Annotated in this window: 18 protein-coding genes; 7 read left to right on the top strand and 11 right to left on the bottom strand. The window is 39.6% G+C overall.

Going from position 1 to position 20,072, the window contains the following annotated elements:
- Positions 1 to 25 precede the first annotated feature (25 nt).
- The 11 genes from lpxD to rpsB form a co-directional block, all read right to left on the bottom strand.
- Positions 26 to 1,048, bottom strand: coding sequence for a UDP-3-O-(3-hydroxymyristoyl)glucosamine N-acyltransferase (gene lpxD, locus H5157_RS08710; protein WP_182724539.1), 1,023 nt, complete (start codon positions 1,046 to 1,048; stop codon positions 26 to 28).
- Positions 1,049 to 1,055: 7 nt separating this feature from the next.
- A complete protein-coding gene (locus H5157_RS08705; RefSeq protein WP_002958312.1) occupies positions 1,056 to 1,574 on the bottom strand; it encodes an OmpH family outer membrane protein in 519 nt (172 codons plus the stop codon).
- An 11-nt stretch (positions 1,575 to 1,585) separates the two neighbouring features.
- Positions 1,586 to 4,057: an outer membrane protein assembly factor BamA gene (bamA, locus tag H5157_RS08700; RefSeq protein WP_024596248.1), complete on the bottom strand. Its 2,472-nt coding sequence runs from the start codon at positions 4,055 to 4,057 to the stop codon at positions 1,586 to 1,588.
- Between the two features lie 100 nt (positions 4,058 to 4,157).
- The gene (rseP, locus tag H5157_RS08695; protein ID WP_182724538.1) at positions 4,158 to 5,510 is read right to left on the bottom strand and encodes a sigma E protease regulator RseP; all 1,353 of its coding nucleotides are present in this window, start codon (positions 5,508 to 5,510) and stop codon (positions 4,158 to 4,160) included.
- A gap of 1 nt (position 5,511) precedes the next feature.
- Positions 5,512 to 6,717 (bottom strand): 1-deoxy-D-xylulose-5-phosphate reductoisomerase, encoded by a 1,206-nt coding sequence (gene ispC, locus H5157_RS08690; RefSeq protein WP_182724537.1) that lies wholly within the window; start codon positions 6,715 to 6,717, stop codon positions 5,512 to 5,514.
- Positions 6,714 to 7,580 (bottom strand): phosphatidate cytidylyltransferase, encoded by an 867-nt coding sequence (locus H5157_RS08685; protein WP_024596496.1) that lies wholly within the window; start codon positions 7,578 to 7,580, stop codon positions 6,714 to 6,716. Before H5157_RS08685 ends, ispC begins: the two co-directional genes overlap by 4 nt.
- A 19-nt stretch (positions 7,581 to 7,599) precedes the next feature.
- Positions 7,600 to 8,379, bottom strand: a complete 780-nt coding sequence (locus H5157_RS08680; RefSeq protein WP_024596497.1) for an isoprenyl transferase — start codon at positions 8,377 to 8,379, stop codon at positions 7,600 to 7,602.
- 244 nt (positions 8,380 to 8,623) lie between these two features.
- Positions 8,624 to 9,145, bottom strand: coding sequence for a ribosome recycling factor (frr, locus tag H5157_RS08675; protein ID WP_206013162.1), 522 nt, complete (start codon positions 9,143 to 9,145; stop codon positions 8,624 to 8,626).
- Positions 9,146 to 9,194: 49 nt separating this feature from the next.
- Positions 9,195 to 9,944, bottom strand: a complete 750-nt coding sequence (gene pyrH, locus H5157_RS08670; RefSeq protein ID WP_024596498.1) for a UMP kinase — start codon at positions 9,942 to 9,944, stop codon at positions 9,195 to 9,197.
- 158 nt (positions 9,945 to 10,102) lie between these two features.
- A complete protein-coding gene (gene tsf, locus H5157_RS08665) occupies positions 10,103 to 10,954 on the bottom strand; it encodes a translation elongation factor Ts (protein WP_002958320.1) in 852 nt (283 codons plus the stop codon).
- Positions 10,955 to 11,058: 104 nt separating this feature from the next.
- Complete coding sequence (rpsB, locus tag H5157_RS08660; RefSeq protein ID WP_024596499.1) at positions 11,059 to 11,787, bottom strand: 30S ribosomal protein S2; 729 nt, start codon at positions 11,785 to 11,787, stop codon at positions 11,059 to 11,061.
- Positions 11,788 to 12,058: 271 nt separating this feature from the next.
- Between rpsB and map the strand changes: the two genes are divergently transcribed.
- The 7 genes from map (at position 12,059) to H5157_RS08625 (ending at position 20,048) form a co-directional block, all read left to right on the top strand.
- Complete coding sequence (gene map / locus H5157_RS08655) at positions 12,059 to 12,844, top strand: type I methionyl aminopeptidase (RefSeq protein ID WP_002958322.1); 786 nt, start codon at positions 12,059 to 12,061, stop codon at positions 12,842 to 12,844.
- Positions 12,845 to 12,874: 30 nt separating this feature from the next.
- A complete protein-coding gene (gene glnD, locus H5157_RS08650) occupies positions 12,875 to 15,493 on the top strand; it encodes a [protein-PII] uridylyltransferase (RefSeq protein WP_182724536.1) in 2,619 nt (872 codons plus the stop codon).
- A 9-nt stretch (positions 15,494 to 15,502) separates the two neighbouring features.
- Positions 15,503 to 16,330 carry a 2,3,4,5-tetrahydropyridine-2,6-dicarboxylate N-succinyltransferase gene (dapD, locus tag H5157_RS08645; RefSeq protein WP_002958324.1) on the top strand — a complete coding sequence of 276 codons (828 nt, stop codon included), beginning with the start codon at positions 15,503 to 15,505 and terminating at the stop codon, positions 16,328 to 16,330.
- A 157-nt stretch (positions 16,331 to 16,487) separates the two neighbouring features.
- Positions 16,488 to 17,339, top strand: a complete 852-nt coding sequence (locus H5157_RS08640) for a DUF2971 domain-containing protein (RefSeq protein ID WP_182724535.1) — start codon at positions 16,488 to 16,490, stop codon at positions 17,337 to 17,339.
- Between the two features lie 405 nt (positions 17,340 to 17,744).
- Positions 17,745 to 18,983 carry an efflux RND transporter periplasmic adaptor subunit gene (locus tag H5157_RS08635; protein WP_182716211.1) on the top strand — a complete coding sequence of 413 codons (1,239 nt, stop codon included), beginning with the start codon at positions 17,745 to 17,747 and terminating at the stop codon, positions 18,981 to 18,983.
- A 13-nt stretch (positions 18,984 to 18,996) separates the two neighbouring features.
- Positions 18,997 to 19,677, top strand: coding sequence for an ABC transporter ATP-binding protein (locus H5157_RS08630; protein WP_182682336.1), 681 nt, complete (start codon positions 18,997 to 18,999; stop codon positions 19,675 to 19,677).
- Entirely contained in the window at positions 19,677 to 20,048 is a 372-nt protein-coding gene (locus H5157_RS08625) for a hypothetical protein (RefSeq protein ID WP_182724534.1), read from the top strand. The genes H5157_RS08630 and H5157_RS08625 overlap by 1 nt, the downstream gene beginning before the upstream one ends.
- The last annotated feature ends 24 nt before the right edge of the window (positions 20,049 to 20,072 follow it).

The following is a 20,072-nucleotide window of genomic DNA, read 5'->3' as shown; positions in this document are numbered from 1 at the left end:
ATAGCATCCTTATTAGTGTTCAACGTTATGACTTAGCCAATGCTTCCAGCGCTTTAAGACGAGATTTCATGTCTGAAAGGTTACGCAAGTGAGCTATTGATTTACGCCATTCTTTGTTTGTTGTATGGGGCATACCAGATGAGTAAATACCTGGTTCGGTGATTGATTTTGTCACCATACTCATGCCGGTAATTATAACACCATCACATACAGACATGTGACCATTAATTGCAACCATGCCACCAATTTGACAGTTTTTGCCAATGGTAACGCTTCCTGCAAGTACGGTGCAGCCCGCAATTGCGGTGCCTGAATTAACTTCAACGTTGTGCGCTATTTGACACTGATTATCGATAATAACATTGCTATGAATGATGGTATTGTCCAGGGCGCCACGATCAATTGTCGTGCTTGCACCAATTTCAACTTTGTTACCTATGATCACTGAACCAAGCTGAGGTATTTTTACCCATTGCCCGCGTTCGTTCGCATAGCCAAACCCATCACTACCTACAACACTATTTGCTTGAAACAAACAATCTGAACCAATTTCAACATCGTGATAAATAGTCACACTAGACCAAAGCTTAGTGCCAGAGCCTATTTTAACACGTTCTCCGATAAAACTGTTCGGACCAATTTGCGCATTGTCACCTATCACCGCATCAGCTTCGATGACTGCATTAGCACCTATAGCGGCGCTGTCACTAACAATCGCTGTTGAATGAACAGTGGCACTTGGATGTATACCCGTCGAGGCTGAGCGTGGTGTTGTATCCATAAATTGCGCTAATTTTGCGTAACTTACATACGGATTAGCAACAATAATTTTGCTACCACTAAAGAACTGAGCATCGGCTTGGCTTACTATTACAGCGCTAGCTTGAGTAGTTTCAAGTTGCGAGCGATATTTTGAGTTCGCTAAAAATGCAATATGCCCAGAATGGGCATTTGCAAGTGTCGCTATTTTTTTTATTTCTAAAGCGCCATCACCCTGAAGTTCGGCGCCTAGAAGTTCCGCAATTTGCGAAAGCGTATAATTTTGCATAGAGTGATTATTTCTTACTAACTGCAGCTACAACTTTAGACGAAAGATCAGTTACTTCTTTAGGATTAAAGTAAATTGTTGTGTCTTTTACTTTAACTTCGTCGAAGTCGCCGTCTTTAGCAATTTCTTCAATTGTTTTGATGATTACACCTTGAACTTTAGCAAGTTCTTGGTTTTGGCGCGCTTTGATTTCTTGCTCTAAAGGACGACCTTGTTCAGCAAGATTTTTTTGCATGCCTTGAATTTTATCACGTAGTGCATCTTTTTGAGCTTGGCTCATAGTTGTACTTTCGCGTTTAAATTTTTCAGCTTCAAAACGAATATCGCCTTGTAACTTTTCAAGCTCTTGACGACGTTCAGCAAACTCAGTTTGTAAAGACTGTTCAATTTTAGCCATTTGAGGAATTTGCTTGTAGATTTCCTGCATATCAACAATACCTACTTTGTGTGCAAATGCATTCACAGAAGTACCCATCATTAAAGTTGCTAAAACTGCTACAGCTGTTGATTTAAATAATTTTTTCACAAAAAACTCCTTTAGAAAGTGTTACTAATGTTAAAGCTGATGGTTTTCGTATCGTCATCTTCTTCTTTTTGCAATGGATACGCAAAACTGATCAGCATTGGACCCATTGGAGAGATCCATTGTAATGAAAGACCGGTTGAAACCCTAAAGCGCATTGGGTCTGAATAGTCATCTAATTTAGCACGTTCATCAACGCCTAAGTTTTGATAGCGGTCTACGTTAAACTCAGTATCCCATACGTTTGCAGCATCAACAAAGAAGCTAGTACGTACAGAGCTGGTATTTTCTTCATCTAAGAATGGCGTAGGAACAATTAGCTCCATACCTGCCACTGCTTTAGCATTACCACCAATACGGCCTTGCGGCACTAGAATATCAAATTCTGATGCGCCACCAATGCTACCGGTTGTAGTACCGTCTGCACCTGGCGTACCTGGAATAGACTGCGGTATACGCGATACAGCACGTGGTAATATTGTATTACGGTCAAAGCCACGAAGTTCCATTTCCGTTATACGGAAGTACTCTTGGAATGGAAGTGTTTGCTCATACCCGTTTGTAGAACCATAACCATTACCATAACCAAGCGCTGCACGCGTTGAAAATACCCAACGGTGGTCATTTGATATAGGCCAGTAAAAACGCGAATCGTAATTCAGTTTAAAGTACTGAAGATCTGAGTTAGGCGTTGTTGCTGTTAAGTTTAGAGTTTGACGCGAACCCGCTGTTGGGAATAAACCACGGTTAACTGTAATACGCGACCAACCAACACTCAGCTCATACTTAGTAAAGTCAAAGCCTGCATCTGGGTTGTCTGGATCTAAGAATGTTTCACGAAGTACACGCGTTTGCTCGTACTCTGCAATATCCGAAAGCTCTTCTTTAATCCAACGGGCGCCAAAGTTAACACGATTTACAGCATCAATTGGAAAACCAATATTTGTGCCTAAACCATAACTTTTTGATTTGTACTCAACAAGACTGAATTTACTTGCATCGTAGTTTCTGTAAAAGATGCTACTGCCTTGCGATACACCATCTGGCGTAAAGTATGGGTCTGTGTACGATAAGCTTAAGCTTTCAGAACCTGTAGACGTGTTAAGGTTTAAACCAATTTGGTTACCTGTGCCTAAAAAGTTAGATTCTGTTACACCAATATTAAACTGCAGACCTAAGTAAGAACCATAAGCAAGACCAGCATTAAAGCTACCCGCTGATTGCTCTTTTACAGTAAAATCTACATCTACTTGGTCATCCACACCTGGTACAGGCACTACGTTAAAATCAACAGTTTCCATGTAAGGCAAACGTTGAATTTGTAGTTTTGAACGCTCAAGGTTTTGATTAGATAACCAGGCGCCTTCAAGTTGTGTCATTTCACGGCGAAGTACTTCATCAGCTGTATTTTGGTTACCACCAACAATAATACGACGAACATATACACGCTTACCTGGATTAACCGATAGTGTTAGTTGTACTTCTTGCTTTTCGTCGTCAATTTCTGGAATTGTACGTACTTCAGCATTAGCGTAACCAAAACGTGCTAAGTAGCTTTTAATAAATTCTTCTGACGAAGTAACGACTGAGCCATTGTAAAGCTCACCCGCTCTAAGTGGGATAACACTTTTAATTAAGTCTTCACGGCCAAGCAAGTCACCAATAAAGTCAAAGCCTTTAACGGTATATTTTACACCTTCAGTTAAATTAGCTGTAACGTAAACTGATTCACGTTCAGGGCTCACTGATACTTGCGTTGAATCGATATTAAAACGTAGGTAACCACGGTCTAAATAATAACTACGAATTTTTTCTAAGTCGCCTTCAATGGTTTGCTTTTGGTAGCGATCGCTACCCATAAACTGCCACCAAGGTAAATCTTGCTGCGATTCAGCAAGTTTAAGAAGCTCTTCATTAGAAAAAAGTTCATTACCCACTAAGTTAATTTGTCGGATAGAAGCTGCATCACCTTCATCAAACTCTAATTTAAGTTTAACGCGGTTACGAGGCAATTTAGTAATGCTGATATCTACTTTAGCGTTGTATTTACCAATACTGTGGAAAAACTCAACTAAGCCCTTTTCGATACTATCGATAACGGTTTTATCAAGTGGTTCACCTTGGCGAATATCTTGCTGATCAAGAGACTCATTAAGCTGCTCGTCTTTAATGTCTTTATTGCCTTCAAACTCAATGAAGCTGATGGTAGGACGTTCCGTTACTTTAAAAATAACGTTGTTGCCATCACGAAGGGCTTTTATGTTATCAAAGTGCCCAGAACGATAAAGTGACTTTATTGTTTTTGAAATCGTATAGTCATCAACATTATCGCCTACGTTAATAGGAATATGTGTTAGCGCTGCACCAAGTGCTACACGCTGCAAACCTTCAACTTTCAGGTCTTCAACAATAAAGGAGTTTTGGCCTAGGGCTGCAAAACTTGCACCCAATAAACTTGTTACTGCCAAATGTTTTTTTATAGCCATTTTATTATCTTTATCCTTTACAACTGTATTACCGCATAACACCCTACTAAAGTGGTGCTTTACAATCGTGTTCTAATTAGTAATTTGCCACGCTGTAAAACTACAAACGCGATACATCATTGAACAAAGCGAAACATGTTAGAAAAATGAGCAACAAGGCGCCCACTTTAAAACCAAACTCTTGTGTCTTTTCAGAGACCGGCTTTTTACGAAAAAGTTCAATTATGTAATACATTAAGTGTCCACCATCAAGCACTGGTAAGGGTAATAAATTAAATACACCCAAGTTAACGCTTATTAAGGCTAAAAAGCTTAAAAAGGCCACTAACCCATAGCTTACGCTAGTTCCAGCGCCTACTGCAATGCCCACAGGGCCACTTAAATTCTTAACCGAAACCTGGCCTGTAATTAAATTACCAATCATATCAAAACTGAGTGTAATTAAGCGCCACGTTTCTTTTGTGCCTCGCAAGATACTATCGAGCGGACCGTAATGTCTAGTCTCTACATAACCATCAGGCCATTGCTGTACAACAGGAGCTACGCCTAAAAAGCCTTGCTCAATACCGTTATTATCAATGCGCCCTTTAGGGGTTACTGTAATGGCTTTTATAGTATCTTGTCTTTTTACACTAAATTGTAAAGATTTGTTAGCTGATTGCGTAATAAGATTAACTAATTGCTGCCAATTGCTTATTGTTTCACCGTTTACAGCCAAAATTGTGTCATTAACTTGTAAATTAGCGTGTTCTGCAGCTGAGTCTTTAGTTACGGCGGCAATTGTTAAAGTTGCTTGAGGTCTAAACGGTACAATACCTAACGAGCTTAATGGTGGCACGTCTTGCTGATCTAATTTCCACCCCTCTAAATTAAGCGTTTTAACACGTGGTTGAAGGTTTTTATCGCGCACTATCACTTCAACGCTTTCTTCACCTAAATTAGACATAAGTGCAAACGTGGCATCTTGCCAGGTCGTTATATCATCATCACCAATTTTTATAATATGTTGAGAAGGCATAATGCCCGCTTGCTCTGCCCGGCTACCCTCGGTAATACTACCTACCACAGGCTTTACCGACTGCACACCCACCATATACATTACAGCAAGAGCAAAAATGGCAAACAAAAAGTTGGCCATTGGACCCGCTGCAACTATGGCAATACGTGCTTGTACAGATTTAGCGTTAAACGATAAATGACGTTGGTTTGCCGGCACGTCATCAACACGCTCATCAAGCATTTTTACATAACCGCCTAATGGAATAGCGGCAATCACGTATTCGGTATTATATTTATCGTGCCATTTTAACAGTGGCTTACCAAAACCAATTGAAAAACGCAGCACTTTAACGCCCATTTTTCGTGCAACCCAAAAATGGCCATATTCATGTATGGCCACTAAAATGCCAAGCGCTAAAATAAATGAGCCAAGATTCCAAAAAAAATCAAACATATTAATGCGCCACTTTTGTTATAAACTCTGAAGCGCTAATACGCGCTAATTTATCGCACTCTAAAATTTCATCTAAGCTTTGTACATTGGTATACGTTGCAGCTTCAAGCGTTTGTGCATTTATTTTGTATATATCAGTAAAACTAATTTTACCGTTTAAGAATGCACTTACTGCTATCTCATTTGCAGCATTAACCGTTGTAGTAGCGCCCTGCCCTGCACTACACGCATCAATCGCTAATTGTAAATTTGGATAGCGAGAAAAGTCAGGCTTGGTGAATGAGAAATCACATATATCAGAGAAGTTTAACGGTTTAACGCCTGCATTCATTCGCTCCGGGTATGCAAGTGCATGGGCAATTGGCGTGCGCATATCTGGGTTACCCATTTGCGCTAAAATAGAACCGTCATGATATTGCACCATTGAGTGAATAATACTTTGTGGATGAATCACTACGTCTATATCACTGGTGTCGCAATTGAATAACCACTTAGCTTCAATAAACTCTAAACCTTTATTCATCATAGTGGCCGAGTCTACTGATATTTTTTGACCCATCGACCAGTTAGGATGCGCCACGGCTTCACTTACAGTTACATCTTTTAGTGTGTTTAGATCGCGCGTTAAAAACGGGCCACCAGAACCGGTAAGCAAAATTTTACTTACGCCATGTTGCTGTAAATTTTGATCGCCTTTGGCATTTTGTAACGAAGAAGGTAGACATTGAAAAATAGCATTATGTTCGCTATCAATTGGCAGCAAGGTCGCTTTATGTTGTTTAACTTTATCAATAAACAACTGACCTGACATAACTAACGATTCTTTATTAGCAAGGAGTACTTTTTTAGCTGCTTCGACTGCACTTAATGTTGGCAGTAAACCAGCTGCACCTACAATTGCCGACATCACGACATCAACATCTGGGTGAGCACATAAGTCGCACATTGCTTGCTCGCCGTGCATAACAAGCGTTTGGCATGGTGTATTAGCTAAATAAGCAGATAGCTGCTCAGCGGCTTGCTGGGTAGCCATAATCGCATAAAGTGGTTCGTGTTCAATACACAGCTCAGCCATTTTTTTTGCGTTTTGCCCTGCAGCTAAAACAAAAACATCAAATAACTCTTTATTGCGCGATACAACATCTAGTGTACTTAAACCAATTGAACCTGTTGCGCCTAAAATAACCAGCAATTGCTTTTGGCTCATAAACTAAGAGTCCACGCATAGCACATTACAAACATTGGAGCTGCAGCCGTTAAGCTGTCAATGCGATCTAAAATACCGCCGTGCCCAGGTAAACAACGGCCGCTATCTTTTAAACCAGCTTCACGTTTAAACATGCTTTCAAGTAAATCACCTACCGCAGAGAACAATGCAATAAATGCAGTCATTATCGCGTAGATAGGCCAAACACCTAAATCAACATCGGTAAAGTGACAAAATGCTAAAACAAAAATGATAGAAGCGACTACACCGCCTGCTAACCCTTCAATTGTTTTATTAGGGCTCACTTTTGGCATAAGTTTATGCTTACCAAAGCTCTTACCTGAAAAATAAGCACCAACGTCTGCACTCCACACAATACCCAATACGACTAAAATAAGTACAGAGCCAAAATGTGTTGATTCAGCATATTGCGCACTGCGCAGCGTATTTAGTGCAAGCCATAACGGCACAAGTGTTAATAAACCTGCAATGCCGCGCATTACTAGACCTTCATTCCACGCTTTAGCCATTTCTGGATAGCGCCAAATTAAATAACTAGCAACAATCCACCAAGCAAACGAAAGCGTAAATAAGTAATTCGCATCACCTACTAGCTTGCCACTTTCCCATAGTGATTCAATAGGCCAATGTAAATTAAGCAGGCCAAGTAAGGCTGCAATCAATACAACAAAAGCACCACGTTTGAGCTTATCGCATAAACCCATAAACGCAGACCATTCCCATGCGCCTAATAATACTATTGCACCGGCAAAGTAACTAAATAACGTAAGCGGTGTATAAAAAACCAAAGCTAATGCCGATGGTGCAAGCACAAGTGAGGTTAAAATTCGTTGTTTTAACAAAATGTGACCCTTATTCTATTTAGGTTTGAGCGAGTAATTGTTTTATTTGTTCGCCCGTACAACCAAAACGTCGCTCTCTGGCAACGTAACACGCTATAGCCTCAGCAAATGCTGCTTCATTAAAATCAGGCCAAAGTGTTTCGGTAAAGTAAAGTTCTGCATAAGCAACTTGCCATAGTAAAAAATTACTAATACGAACATCGCCACCAGTGCGAATAAGTAAATCAGGTTCTGCCTGATCTGCCATGCTCATATGCTGTGCTAAGCGCTCTTCTGTAATATCTTCTGCGTTGAGTGTGCCTTGCGCAACTTGCAAAGCAAGTTGTTTAGCCGCGTTAGCCATATCCCAACGACCACCGTAATTAGCTGCAACATTTAAGCGCAATCCGGTATTATTTTCAGTCAGCTTATGCGCAGCGTCTACCTTGCTACGTAATCCTTCAGAAAATCGTGATAAGTCTCCAATAATGGTCAGTTTTACATTGTTTTTATGAAGCTTTTTAACTTCCTTTGTTAAAACAAATAAGAAAAGCTCCATTAAAGTGTTTACTTCGTCTTCAGGGCGGCGCCAGTTTTCACTACTAAAAGCAAATAAGGTTAACGATTGTATCCCTAATTTAGTACAAAACTGAACAGATTGACGAACTGCGTCTACGCCTTTTTTATGCCCATACACACGAGGTCTATTTCTAGCTTGTGCCCAACGTCCGTTCCCATCCATGATGATAGCAACATGTTTGGGTAAACATTGCTGTGAAATTGTGTCAGCATCTAGAACCATAAATATCGAGTATTCCATAAAAAAACGCCGCCTAGTATACCCTAGACGGCGTTTCAAAACTAATAATTTTAATAGGTCCTGTCGACCTTTCAGGATTGTAATTTATTCAATCTAGGCAGAACCCTTTGGGCAGCGCGTTTTTAGATTTTATGCATTGCTATCGCCTAATAATGGGAAATAACCACACTACGTAGGCTCTGCCTTGCCTTAAAGCCAAACACACTACTGCAAATTTAACCTCAAAAGATAAACAGGGACTTACTTAGATTTCCATTAACTCTGCTTCTTTAGCAGCTAATAGAGTATCCATTTCTTTGATAAACTTATCTGTAAGTTTTTGAATCGCATCATCTGATTGACGCGCTTCATCTTCAGATATTTCTTTATCTTTTAATAAACCTTTTACATCGCCATTAGCATCACGACGAATGTTACGAATAGCAACACGACCGCCTTCAACTTCGCCACGTACAATTTTGATTAGGTCTTTACGACGCTCTTCTGTAAGTGGAGGAAGAGGTACACGAATAACAGTACCTGCCGACATAGGGTTTAAACCTAAGTCAGACGCCATAATTGCTTTTTCAACAGCTTGCGCTAAAGACTTATCAAATACACCAATAGCAAGTGTACGAGAATCTTCAATTGTTACGTTAGCAACTTGGTTTAAAGGCGTTGGTGCACCGTAGTACGACACCATAATGCCATCTAGGATTGCAGGATGTGCACGGCCAGTACGAATTTTAGATAATTGGCTACCTAGTGCAGTTACACTTTTTTGCATGCGCGCTTGCGCGTCTTTTTGAATATCGTTAATCACGGTTTAATCCTAATTATTTGATTATTTCATCTGAGGCTTGTGAAGAAATAAGTGTTCCTTCTTCTTCACCCATAATTACGCGTTTTAGCGCGCCTGATTTATTCATATTAAATACGCTCAATGGCATATTGTGATCGCGGGCTAGAGTAAATGCCGCTAAATCCATAACTTTTAATTCTTTTTCAATGATTTCATTGTAGCTTAAGTGGCTGTAAAGCGTCGCTTCTGGGTTTTTAACAGGATCATCACTGTACACACCATCCACTTTAGTCGCTTTAATTACTGTATCCGCTTCAATTTCGATACCGCGTAAACACGCTGCAGAATCGGTAGTAAAAAATGGGTTACCGGTGCCCGCTGCAAAAATAACAACGCGGCCAGTTTTCAATAAACTAATTGCTTCAGCCCAGTTATAAGCGTCACATACACCATTTAGCGGAATAGCCGACATTAAACGACAGTTTACAAATGCACGGTGTAGCGCATCACGCATTGCAAGGCCATTCATAACCGTTGCAAGCATACCCATGTGGTCGCCTACTACGCGGTTCATACCTGCTTCTGCAAGTGAACCACCGCGTAAAAAGTTACCTCCACCAATAACTAAACCCACTTCTACGTCAAGCTCTACTAGCTCTTTAATTTCTTGTGCCATACGGTCTAAAACTTTAGGGTCGATGCCGAAGCCTTCGTCTCCCATTAAAGCTTCACCACTTAATTTGAGAAGAACACGTCTAAAAATAGGTTTGCGATTGATAGTCATAGTATAGGGGCCAACTTTTATTGAATTATGGATAAAAAATAACCGCGCTTATGTTAAACATAAAAGCGCGGTTATTTTAAAGAATTTCTAGCTGTGAAGCAAAACCAAATAGTACTTTAATTGCATCTAATTTCCTTTTGCATCACAAATAGTTAATCTTACTGACCTTTAGCAGCTGCAATTTGAGCAGCAACTTCAGCAGCAAAATCTTCTTCTTTCTTCTCGATACCTTCACCAACTTCTACACGTACAAAGCCAGTAACTGTTGCGTTTTTCTCTTTAAGAATATCGCCAACAGATTTTTTAGGTTCCATGATGAAAGCTTGACCAGTAAGAGAAACCTCACCAGTGAATTTTTTCATGCGACCAACAACCATCTTCTCAGCGATTTCAGCAGGCTTGCCTTCATTCATCGCGATTTCGATTTGTACTTGCTTTTCTTTTTCTACAACGTCAGCTGGTACGTCAGAAGGAGTTAAGTACTCTGGACGTGAAGCAGCAACGTGCATTGCAACGTGCTTAAGTGTTTCTTCATCAGCAACACCTGCAACAACAACACCGATACGGTCGCCATGACGGTACTCAACTAGGTTTTCACCAGCGATGTACTGCAGACGACGTACGTTGATGTTTTCGCCAATTTTAGTTACTAGCTCAACACGGTCTTCTTCAAACTTAGCTTGTAAGTCTTCGATAGTAAGAGTGTCAGCAATTGCAGCTTCAGCAACTTTATCAGCAAATGCTAAAAAGCTTACGTCTTTTGCAACGAAGTCTGTTTGACAGTTAACTTCTACTAGTACTGCAACACCAGCGTTTTGCTTGATGATGATAGTACCTTCAGCAGCAATGTTACCTGCTTTTTTAGCAGCTTTAGCAGCGCCACTTTTACGCATGTTTTCAATCGCTAACTCGATGTCGCCATCAGTCTCAGTTAACGCTTTTTTACAATCCATCATGCCAGCGCCTGTGCGCTCGCGTAATTCTTTAACTAGGGCAGTAGTTACAGCCATTAGTAAATCCTCAAATCTGAAATCTGGTTTAGATAAGCGGGTTACCCGCTCTACAAGAATAACAAGTCTTCACCTTAAAAAGATGAAGACTTGATGATAGCTAATTACTCAGCTTCAACGAAATCGTCTTTCTCAGCTTGAGCAACGATGTTATTCTCGCGACCTTCAGTGATAGCAGCTGCAACAGCGCTAGTGTAAAGGCTTACAGCACGGATAGCATCATCGTTACCAGGAACGATGTAATCAACGCCGTCTGGGTTAGAGTTAGTATCAACGATTGCAACAACAGGGATACCTAGGTTGTTTGCTTCACGGATAGCAATGTGCTCGTGGTCAGCATCGATAACGAAAAGCGCGTCTGGAAGACCGCCCATGTTTTTGATACCACCAAGGCTCTTTTCAAGCTTTTCCATTTCGCGGTTAAGCATTAACGTTTCTTTCTTAGTTAATTTCTCGAAAGTACCGTCTTGGCTTTGTACTTCAAGGTCTTTAAGACGCTTGATTGATTGACGTACAGTTTTCCAGTTAGTCAACATACCACCTAACCAACGGTGATTTACGAAGAACTGATCGCTTTCTAAAGCAGCTGCTTTAACTGCGTCGCTTGCTGCGCGCTTAGTACCAACGAAAAGAACTTTACCTTTGTTAGCTGCAGCACTTGATAAAAACTTAAGTGCGTCGTTGAACATTGGTACAGTTTGCTCAAGGTTGATGATATGTACACGGTTACGTGTGCCGAAGATGAAAGGCTTCATCTTAGGGTTCCAGTAACGTGCTTGGTGACCAAAGTGAACACCAGCTTGAAGCATATCGCGCATTGAAACGTTTGCCATTTTATAGATCCTCTATAGTTGTTTAGGGTTAGGCCTCCACATATCCCATAGCACCAACACCGAAGTAATTAAACTTCAAATGCACCCAAGTGTATGTGACGATACGTGTGTGTGTTAAAATAAAATTGTGTTTGCCTTAAATACAAAAAATCATTTAAGAATTTATTTGTAAAAAGACGGCGCGCTTTATACCATATTAAAATTAAATACTCAACGTCGCGTGCAAAATTTGTTCGGCGATAAATGTTAGAAACTCAACTTTGGAGCCTCAATGAGCGCTATTATCAAGACCCCTGAAGAAATAGAGAAAATGCGCGTAGCTGGGCGCTTAGCGGCCGATGTACTTGAAATGATCGGCCCTCATGTAGTGCCGGGTGTTACCACCGATGAGCTAAATACACTTTGTCATGATTATATTGTTAATGTGCAACAAGCAATCCCTGCTCCGTTAAATTATCATGGCTTTCCAAAATCAGTTTGTACGTCAGTTAATCATGTTATTTGTCACGGAATTCCAAATGACAAAGCATTAAAAGAAGGCGACAGCGTAAATATTGACGTAACTGTCATTAAAGATGGCTACCACGGCGATACTTCTAAAATGTTCCACGTTGGTACACCAAACATCCAAGCTAAGCGTCTTGCAGAAGTAACACAAGAAAGCTTATACCTTGCTATTAAAATGGTAAAACCAGGTGTGCGCTTAGGTGATATTGGCTCTGCTATTCAAAAATATGCAGAAAGTTTTAATTACTCTATTGTTCGTGAATATTGCGGCCACGGTATTGGCGCAGGATTTCATGAAGAACCACAAGTAATGCACTACGGTAAAGCGGGTACTGGCGAAACTTTAAAAGCGGGCATGTGCTTAACAATTGAACCAATGGTTAATGCGGGTAAACGCCAATGTAAGCTACTTAAAGATGATTGGACTGTAGTAACTCGCGACCGCAGCTTGTCTGCACAGTGGGAACATACTTTATTAGTGACTGAAAATGGTGTTGAAATTTTAACGCTACGATCAGATGATACTATCGACAGGATCATAGAACACTAATAATAAATAAGAAATTAGGAGCCAGCCCACGTGGCATTACCCAACAAAGTAAAAAAGTTGCTCAGCGATGCAGAGCAACTTAGTGATTATCGCGATTGTTCTAGCTATTTTTATAAATGGTTACATAACGAATTTTCTAAACAACCGGTTGGGAATTTAATTAATGCCCGGGCTGAGTTTATTGACCGCCTACTAATTAAGCTTTTTCATGTTTACGACTTAGCGCGCGAACCTGATTTAGCACTAATAGCAGTAGGCGGATACGGACGTGGCGAGCTACATCCCTACTCCGACATCGATTTTTTATTGCTTGTAACTAAACCACCAAGCGAAGAAATATGCGAAAAAATAGGCCAGTTTGTCACCATGCTATGGGATCTCAACTTAGAGATTGGCCACAGCGTGCGCACGATAGAACAAGCCATTGAGCAAAAACGTGAAGACGTTACTTTTGCCACCAGTTTACTCGAAAGCCGCCTTATTTTTGGTAATCATATTGAGTTTGAAAAACTCAAAACGCATATTCTAGAAACCCCCGTATGGCGCTCCGGTGAGTTTTTTACTGCCAAAGTTCAAGAACAAAACTTACGTCACAAAAAGTGCCATGGCACCGCGTATAATCTTGAGCCAAACATTAAAGAAAACCCCGGTGGCCTGCGCGACTTGCAAACCATTATTTGGGTCGCAAAAAAGCACTTTATAACCGAAACCCTGCAAGAGTTAATAAGTCACGGCTACTTAACCCATGAAGAGTTTCAAGAGCTTTCAGAGTGCCTAGAGAACCTATGGAATATTCGCTTTGCACTGCATCTAGCCGCAGGTCGGGCTGAAAACCGCTTATTGTTTGATCATCAACCACAAGCCGCCGAAATTTTAGGTTTTGGTAGCGACGGTAAAGCCTCTGTTGAGCGTATGATGAAGCGCTTATTTAGAATAATGAGCCGCGTGCGCGAACTTAACCAAATGCTACTTTCATACTTTGAGCAAAGTATCATGCCCGAAAGTAGTGAAAAAACGGTGATAGTACTCGACAGAAACTTTGAGCAAGTGGGCCATCAAATACGCGTAAAAGATCCATCTGTATTTTTTAGACGTGACCAACTTTTTGTATTGTTTGAGCACATAGCAGACAACCCTGCAATAACGCATATTTACCCAAGCACTATTCGTACAATCCGCCAAGTACGCCGCCGTTTATTGGGGGATTTACAAGATTATGCAGCCTGTCGTGAAGCTTTTTTACGCTTAGTTAAACACCCTAATGGTATGGGCCGCGCATTTACGTTAATGCACAAACACGGCATGCTTGCCGCCTACTTACCGCAGTGGCGTAATATATTTGGACAAATGCAGTTCGATTTGTTTCACGCCTACACCGTAGATGAGCATACTCACAAATTAATCAAAAATATTTACGAATACTTTGATAAAACTGGCATTAGCGAGTTTCCTATTTGTAGTGAAATAGTCACTCGAATGGACAAACCAGAGCTACTTTATTTAGCCGGTATATTTCACGACATTGCTAAGGGACGAGGGGGAGATCACTCTGAACTTGGCGCTGTTGATGCTATAGCCTTTGCTAAACTACATGGTTTTTCATCCTCTGATGCAAAATTAGTAGCATGGCTTGTAAGTAACCATTTACTTATGTCGGTTACCGCGCAGCGTAAAGATATTAACGACCCTGCTGTAATAAAAGACTTTGCAACACGTATTAAAACAGAGCGCCAACTCGACTATTTATATTGTTTAACCGTTGCCGATATCCGTGCAACCAACGACAACTTATGGAACGATTGGAAAAACACCCTACTGCGTGAATTGTACTTGCACACGCAACGCGCGTTGCGCTTAGGGCTCGAAAACCCAATGGATCAACGCGACCAAATTCGCGATAAAAAGCACCAAGCTAAACAACGTCTACTCAACTTAGGTTACCCTGAGAATAAAATTGATTTAATTTGGAGTCGCTTTAAAGCCAATTACTTTACCGCCTTTAGCGAACAGCAAATATCGTGGCAAAGTGAGCATTTATTAACTAGCACCGATTTAAGCCAACCCAGTGTAATTGTATCTAACAAAGCAATGCATGGTGGTACACAAGTATTTGTATACAGCCCCTACTCTGGTGCGCTATTTGCGAGATTAGTGAGTGTAATTGGCTCTAAAAAAGCACAAATACAGCACGCGCAAGTACTGACCACAAAAGATGGTTACGTCCTGTTTAGTTTTGTAATACTTGAAGTAAGTGGCGACCCTATTGCAAGTGGTCGAGCGCAATCAATTAAACGCGGGCTTGAGCAAGCACTTAGCGATCCACGTAAAAAAATTCGCTTTAAAAAGAGCCGCTCTCAACGCTTTAAAGATTTTAATATTAAACCTAAAATTGTGTTGCGCCCACATGCACGCAAAGACCGTAGCTTAATAGAAATTCAAGCCGTCGATATACAAGGTTTACTAACCAAAATAGCCGAAGTTTTCCAAGCGCATTTACTACACATTCACGCTGCCCGTATTACAACAGTAGGTGAACGTGCAGAGGATTTCTTTGTTGTATCTAATAACGAATACCAAGCGCTGACTGATGAAGAGCAAGCAAAAATTCATCAGGCATTACGTAAAAAATTCAACGCCGAAACAGAATAGAGGACACACATGTCAGATTTAAAAACGATGATCGAAAACGCATGGGACAACCGCGATAGCATTAGCCCAAGCACAGTATCAAGCGACGTAAAACAAGCTATTATCGACGCACTTGATTTACTTGATAGCGGCGCAGCACGCGTTGCTGAAAAAATATCAGGTGAATGGGTTGTACACCAGTGGCTTAAAAAAGCAGTGTTACTGTCGTTTCGTATTCGCGACAACCAACCAATGAACGACGGCGTAAATCAGTTTTACGACAAAGTACCGCTTAAATTTAGCGACTACACGCCAGAGCAATTTCAACAAGGCGGTATGCGCGTAGTACCAAACGCTGTAGCACGTAAAGGCAGCTTTGTAGGTAAAAACGTAGTACTTATGCCATCTTATGTAAATATTGGCGCATACGTTGACGATGGCACCATGGTTGATACATGGGCGACTGTAGGCTCGTGTGCACAAATTGGTAAGAACGTACATTTATCGGGTGGCGTTGGCATAGGCGGTGTTTTAGAGCCTCTACAAGCTAACCCAACCATCATTGAAGACAACTGCTTTATTGGCGCTCGTTCTGAAATTGTGGAAGGCGTAATTGTTGAAGAAGGCGCAGTAATTTCAATGGGCGTTTACATCAGCCAAAGCACCCGTATTTATGACCGCGAAACTGGCGAAATTCACTACGGCCGCGTACCAGCAGGCGCAGTAGTTGTACCAGGCGCACTACCGTCAAAAGATGGTACTCACAGCCTATACGCTGCAATCATCGTAAAAAAAGTAGATAAGCAAACACGTGAAAAAGTAGGTATAAACGCCCTACTACGCTCAATTGATGAGTAATAGTCGATTGGGTTGAGTGAAACGAAACCCAACGATACGTTGAAGTTAAGTGTTTTAGCTAAACTTTAATTGTATATAGAAAAGCTCTAAGCCCTTTGGGTCTAGAGCTTTTTTTGTTATCTGAACGTTTTCTATTATTAAATGGAGAGTTGATCATATGGATACTGAAGAAAGTAACGAGCTAGTCTATCACTACACATCTTTGGATGCTTTTATCTCTATTGTGAATAGCAGAACCTTTCGGTTTGGCGACGCAAGAGCAATGAATGACTATACAAAGATAGATCATAATATTAATCTTCTTTTAAATTTAGAAAAACAAAAACCTGAGTTAATGAAAAAATTAAATATTTCAAATGAAGGGTTTAATAAAGGCATTAAAAATATTAAGTTTTTCAAAAAGCATATTGAAAATCACTATATACATATAATGAGCTTTAGTAAAAACCCAGATTCTTTAAGCCAGTGGCGGGGATATGCAGATAACGGTACAGGAATATGTTTTAGTATCAATTTATCAGCATTACGACACTGTCTAAATAATACTTACCGCATTGCTGGGAATTGCGTTTACAAACAAGGAGAATTAAACACAGAAGCACAAAACTTATTAAAATTAGCCTCAACTTTTGATAGTGATCAATTTGAATTTGAGGCTAGAAGTAACTTTCTTGATAACTTTATCGCATTTATAACAACAGGTAAAAATGAGGCTTTTATAGACGAAGGTGAAGTAAGGTTAGTTTCTTTCATTGAAAAACTGCCACCACCTCAAGATGTGAAATTCATAAACTCTAATGGCTTTATTAAAAGCTATCTTGAAGTAAGTTTTCGAATAAATATAATTGACACAATTATACTTGGACCGTGTTGTAAATTTGCAGCTAATGACCCCGTCTTTAATGATATGTTAGACAATTTATTTTTTAATAAAAAACTCTACGAGTTAGGAGTTGATACTAACCCATATAAGCCTAAAGTTTTAAGTTCAAAGGCAACTTTCAGATAACCGTTGGGTTTCGTTTCACTCAACCCTACCTACGTCGATAAAATTAATCCCGAGCTACTGCTCATTGTTAGCAATACCCCCCTAAACCTAAGATCACTTATAAAAAAAGTGCTTTTATGTAGCAACGTAGTAATTACCTTGCCCTGCTTCATCAACAAACAAGATAATCAAACCTTTCTTCCACTAAATTCCATTAAAATAAAATTTACATAGTTAACTTAGTGGTGATATAACTGAATGTGTTTTGGGAACGGAGTTGGTGATAAATCAAACCATTAACTGCCAGCTAAAAAATATTACTCAGCTAGCTTACCCTTACACCCTTTACTTAAGGAAAATAAAAATCCTAACTAAAACAGCGTTTACCACATTTTAAAATAACAAAAGCACAAGTAGGTTGTACTAATGGAAGAGTATTTAATCGTTAAACAAAAAAGTAGATACCCTATCGCTATTGCGGCTTTATTGTTGTTATTGGCTTTGGGTTATTTAATTAAGATACTACTTTTCTCAAATGATATTCCTGAACGTTATTTAAAGCCAATATTAGTCTCTCAAGTATCATTACCCAATGTATTAAAAGGGATTGGTACAATAGAGCCTACACAAAGAGAGCTTTTGTCTGCGCCGCTAAAAGGCAATATCAACACACTTACAATTCGTGAAGGGCAAGCTATAAAAAAAGGCCAAGTATTAGCAAAGCTAACTAACTACGAATTGGAACAAGATATACATAATGCGAGTTATGAGCAGCTTAATTTAGAATCCCAAGTAGCTATTGATAAAAGTAATTTAGCAATTAAGCTCTCGCAAATTAAAGTCGACTTATCAAAAGCTAAAATGGCATTGCAGCAGCAAGCGCTTGAATTAAATGCTAATAAAGTCTTAATGGAACAAGGTATTATTTCTGCAATTCGCTTTAAGCAAAGCGAAATGCTTTACAAGCAAAGTGAACTTGAAGTTAATGCCAAAAATGGTGAACTTAGTCTATTTAAAGAGGCATTTGATCAGCAATTAATTGCGCTTGATAACAAAGTAAACATCTCAAAAAACAAACTTAGCTATTTACAAAGGCGTCAAGAGCAACTAACACTCACAGCAAACTTTGACGGTACCGTAAGCCAAAACTTAGCTAAATTAGGTCAAGCGGTTACTCAAGGGCAATCGCTGTTTGAGTTAATAGAGACCGACAACTTACTGGCTAAAATACAAGTCCCTCAGTATTCATCCACTCAGTTAAAAATTGGCCAAAAAGCAGACATAGTTACACCCAGTGGCACAATTGCAGCTAAGGTTGATTATATTGATACGGTAATAAGAAATGGCGCTATTAATGTATTTTTAGTATTAGACGCTTCCCCTCCATCATGGCTTAGAAGCAGCCAAGCAATAGAAGCTCATATTTATTTGGAGCAATCTTTAGTAGCTCAAAACATTAAAAAACCGAATGATTTTGATAACTACAGTCTGTGGAAAGTATATGAAATAACGCCCTCCAGCAAAGCTATTCTTACTCATATAAATTACAAAACGACTGAGCAAGACACTTTAAGCTTTGATGAGTCGCTACAAGGTAACTATGTTTTATTACTACCAGCAGCTTATGCCACTCAAAGTTACCTTGATTTGAAAGAAGTATTTTAATGAGGTGTCAGTTATGAGTTATCCGTTAATAGAGTTTAATAATATTTTTTATCAATACCCTAATACCAAAATTGATACCCTCAAAGCTGTAAGTTTTAAAATAAACAGTGGTGACTACATTGCAATAACTGGTACTTCTGGCAGTGGTAAAAGTACCCTACTTTCTATTTTAGGTTTACTAAACTTACCTAGCCAAGGGCAATACACTATTTTAGGCACTAACACAGCAGACTTAACACCCGACTCTATTGCAGCCATTAAAAACAGAGAACTTGGTTTTATATTTCAAAACTTTAATTTATTAAATCATTTAAGCGTATTTGATAACGTGGCTTTGCCACTCAGTTACAACAAATCGGTGCCTAGGAAGGATTACCAAAAAAAAGTAGAAGCTGCGCTTAATAAAGTAAATATGCTTGAATTTATTGATAGAAAGCCAAGCCAATTGTCAGGCGGGCAACAACAAAGAGTTGCTATTGCTAGAGCATTAATAAATGAGCCTTCTATTATTTTAGCCGATGAGCCAACGGGTAATTTAGATTCGAGTAATAGCGAACAAATATATCAGTTACTCAATAAGCTAAACGACGATGGCAAAACAATTTGCTTAATAACACATGATGAAAACCATGCTAAAACAGCAAAAACGCGTTTGTATATTCAAGACGGACAGCTTAGTGCGCAAGGTTTTTGATGCTGAACTTAATTACTGATCTGACCTTAAACTGGCTAAAATATGCTAAGCAAAATACTAAATTATGGCTTAGCTGTTTGTTGCTGAGTATTCCTTTGTGTTTAATTTTAAATATAAATAATATTCATAGTCAGTTTTTATCAGCCGATCACACGGCAATAAATAACATCCACAACATTAAACAAGTTTACTTAAGTGACACTCAAAATGACTTACCCGTTGATGAGTACATTTTTGATGAAATAACCTTATTGCACCAAGATTTAGTCGGCGTTTTTGAACGCTCTATTGATTTATCATTAAAGCTTTCGGTTAATCATGATAGCGAGCCTGTTAAGGTAAGCTTTATATCGGGGGTTATAAACAATTAGGTATCATTCCTGCTTTAGGCAGCT

The organism is Pseudoalteromonas sp. SG43-3, assembly GCF_014164385.1.
In the GTDB taxonomy this organism is placed as follows: domain Bacteria; phylum Pseudomonadota; class Gammaproteobacteria; order Enterobacterales; family Alteromonadaceae; genus Pseudoalteromonas; species Pseudoalteromonas distincta.
The sequence above is the reverse complement of the archived record's forward strand: the minus strand, read 5'-3'. Positions and strand labels throughout refer to the sequence as shown.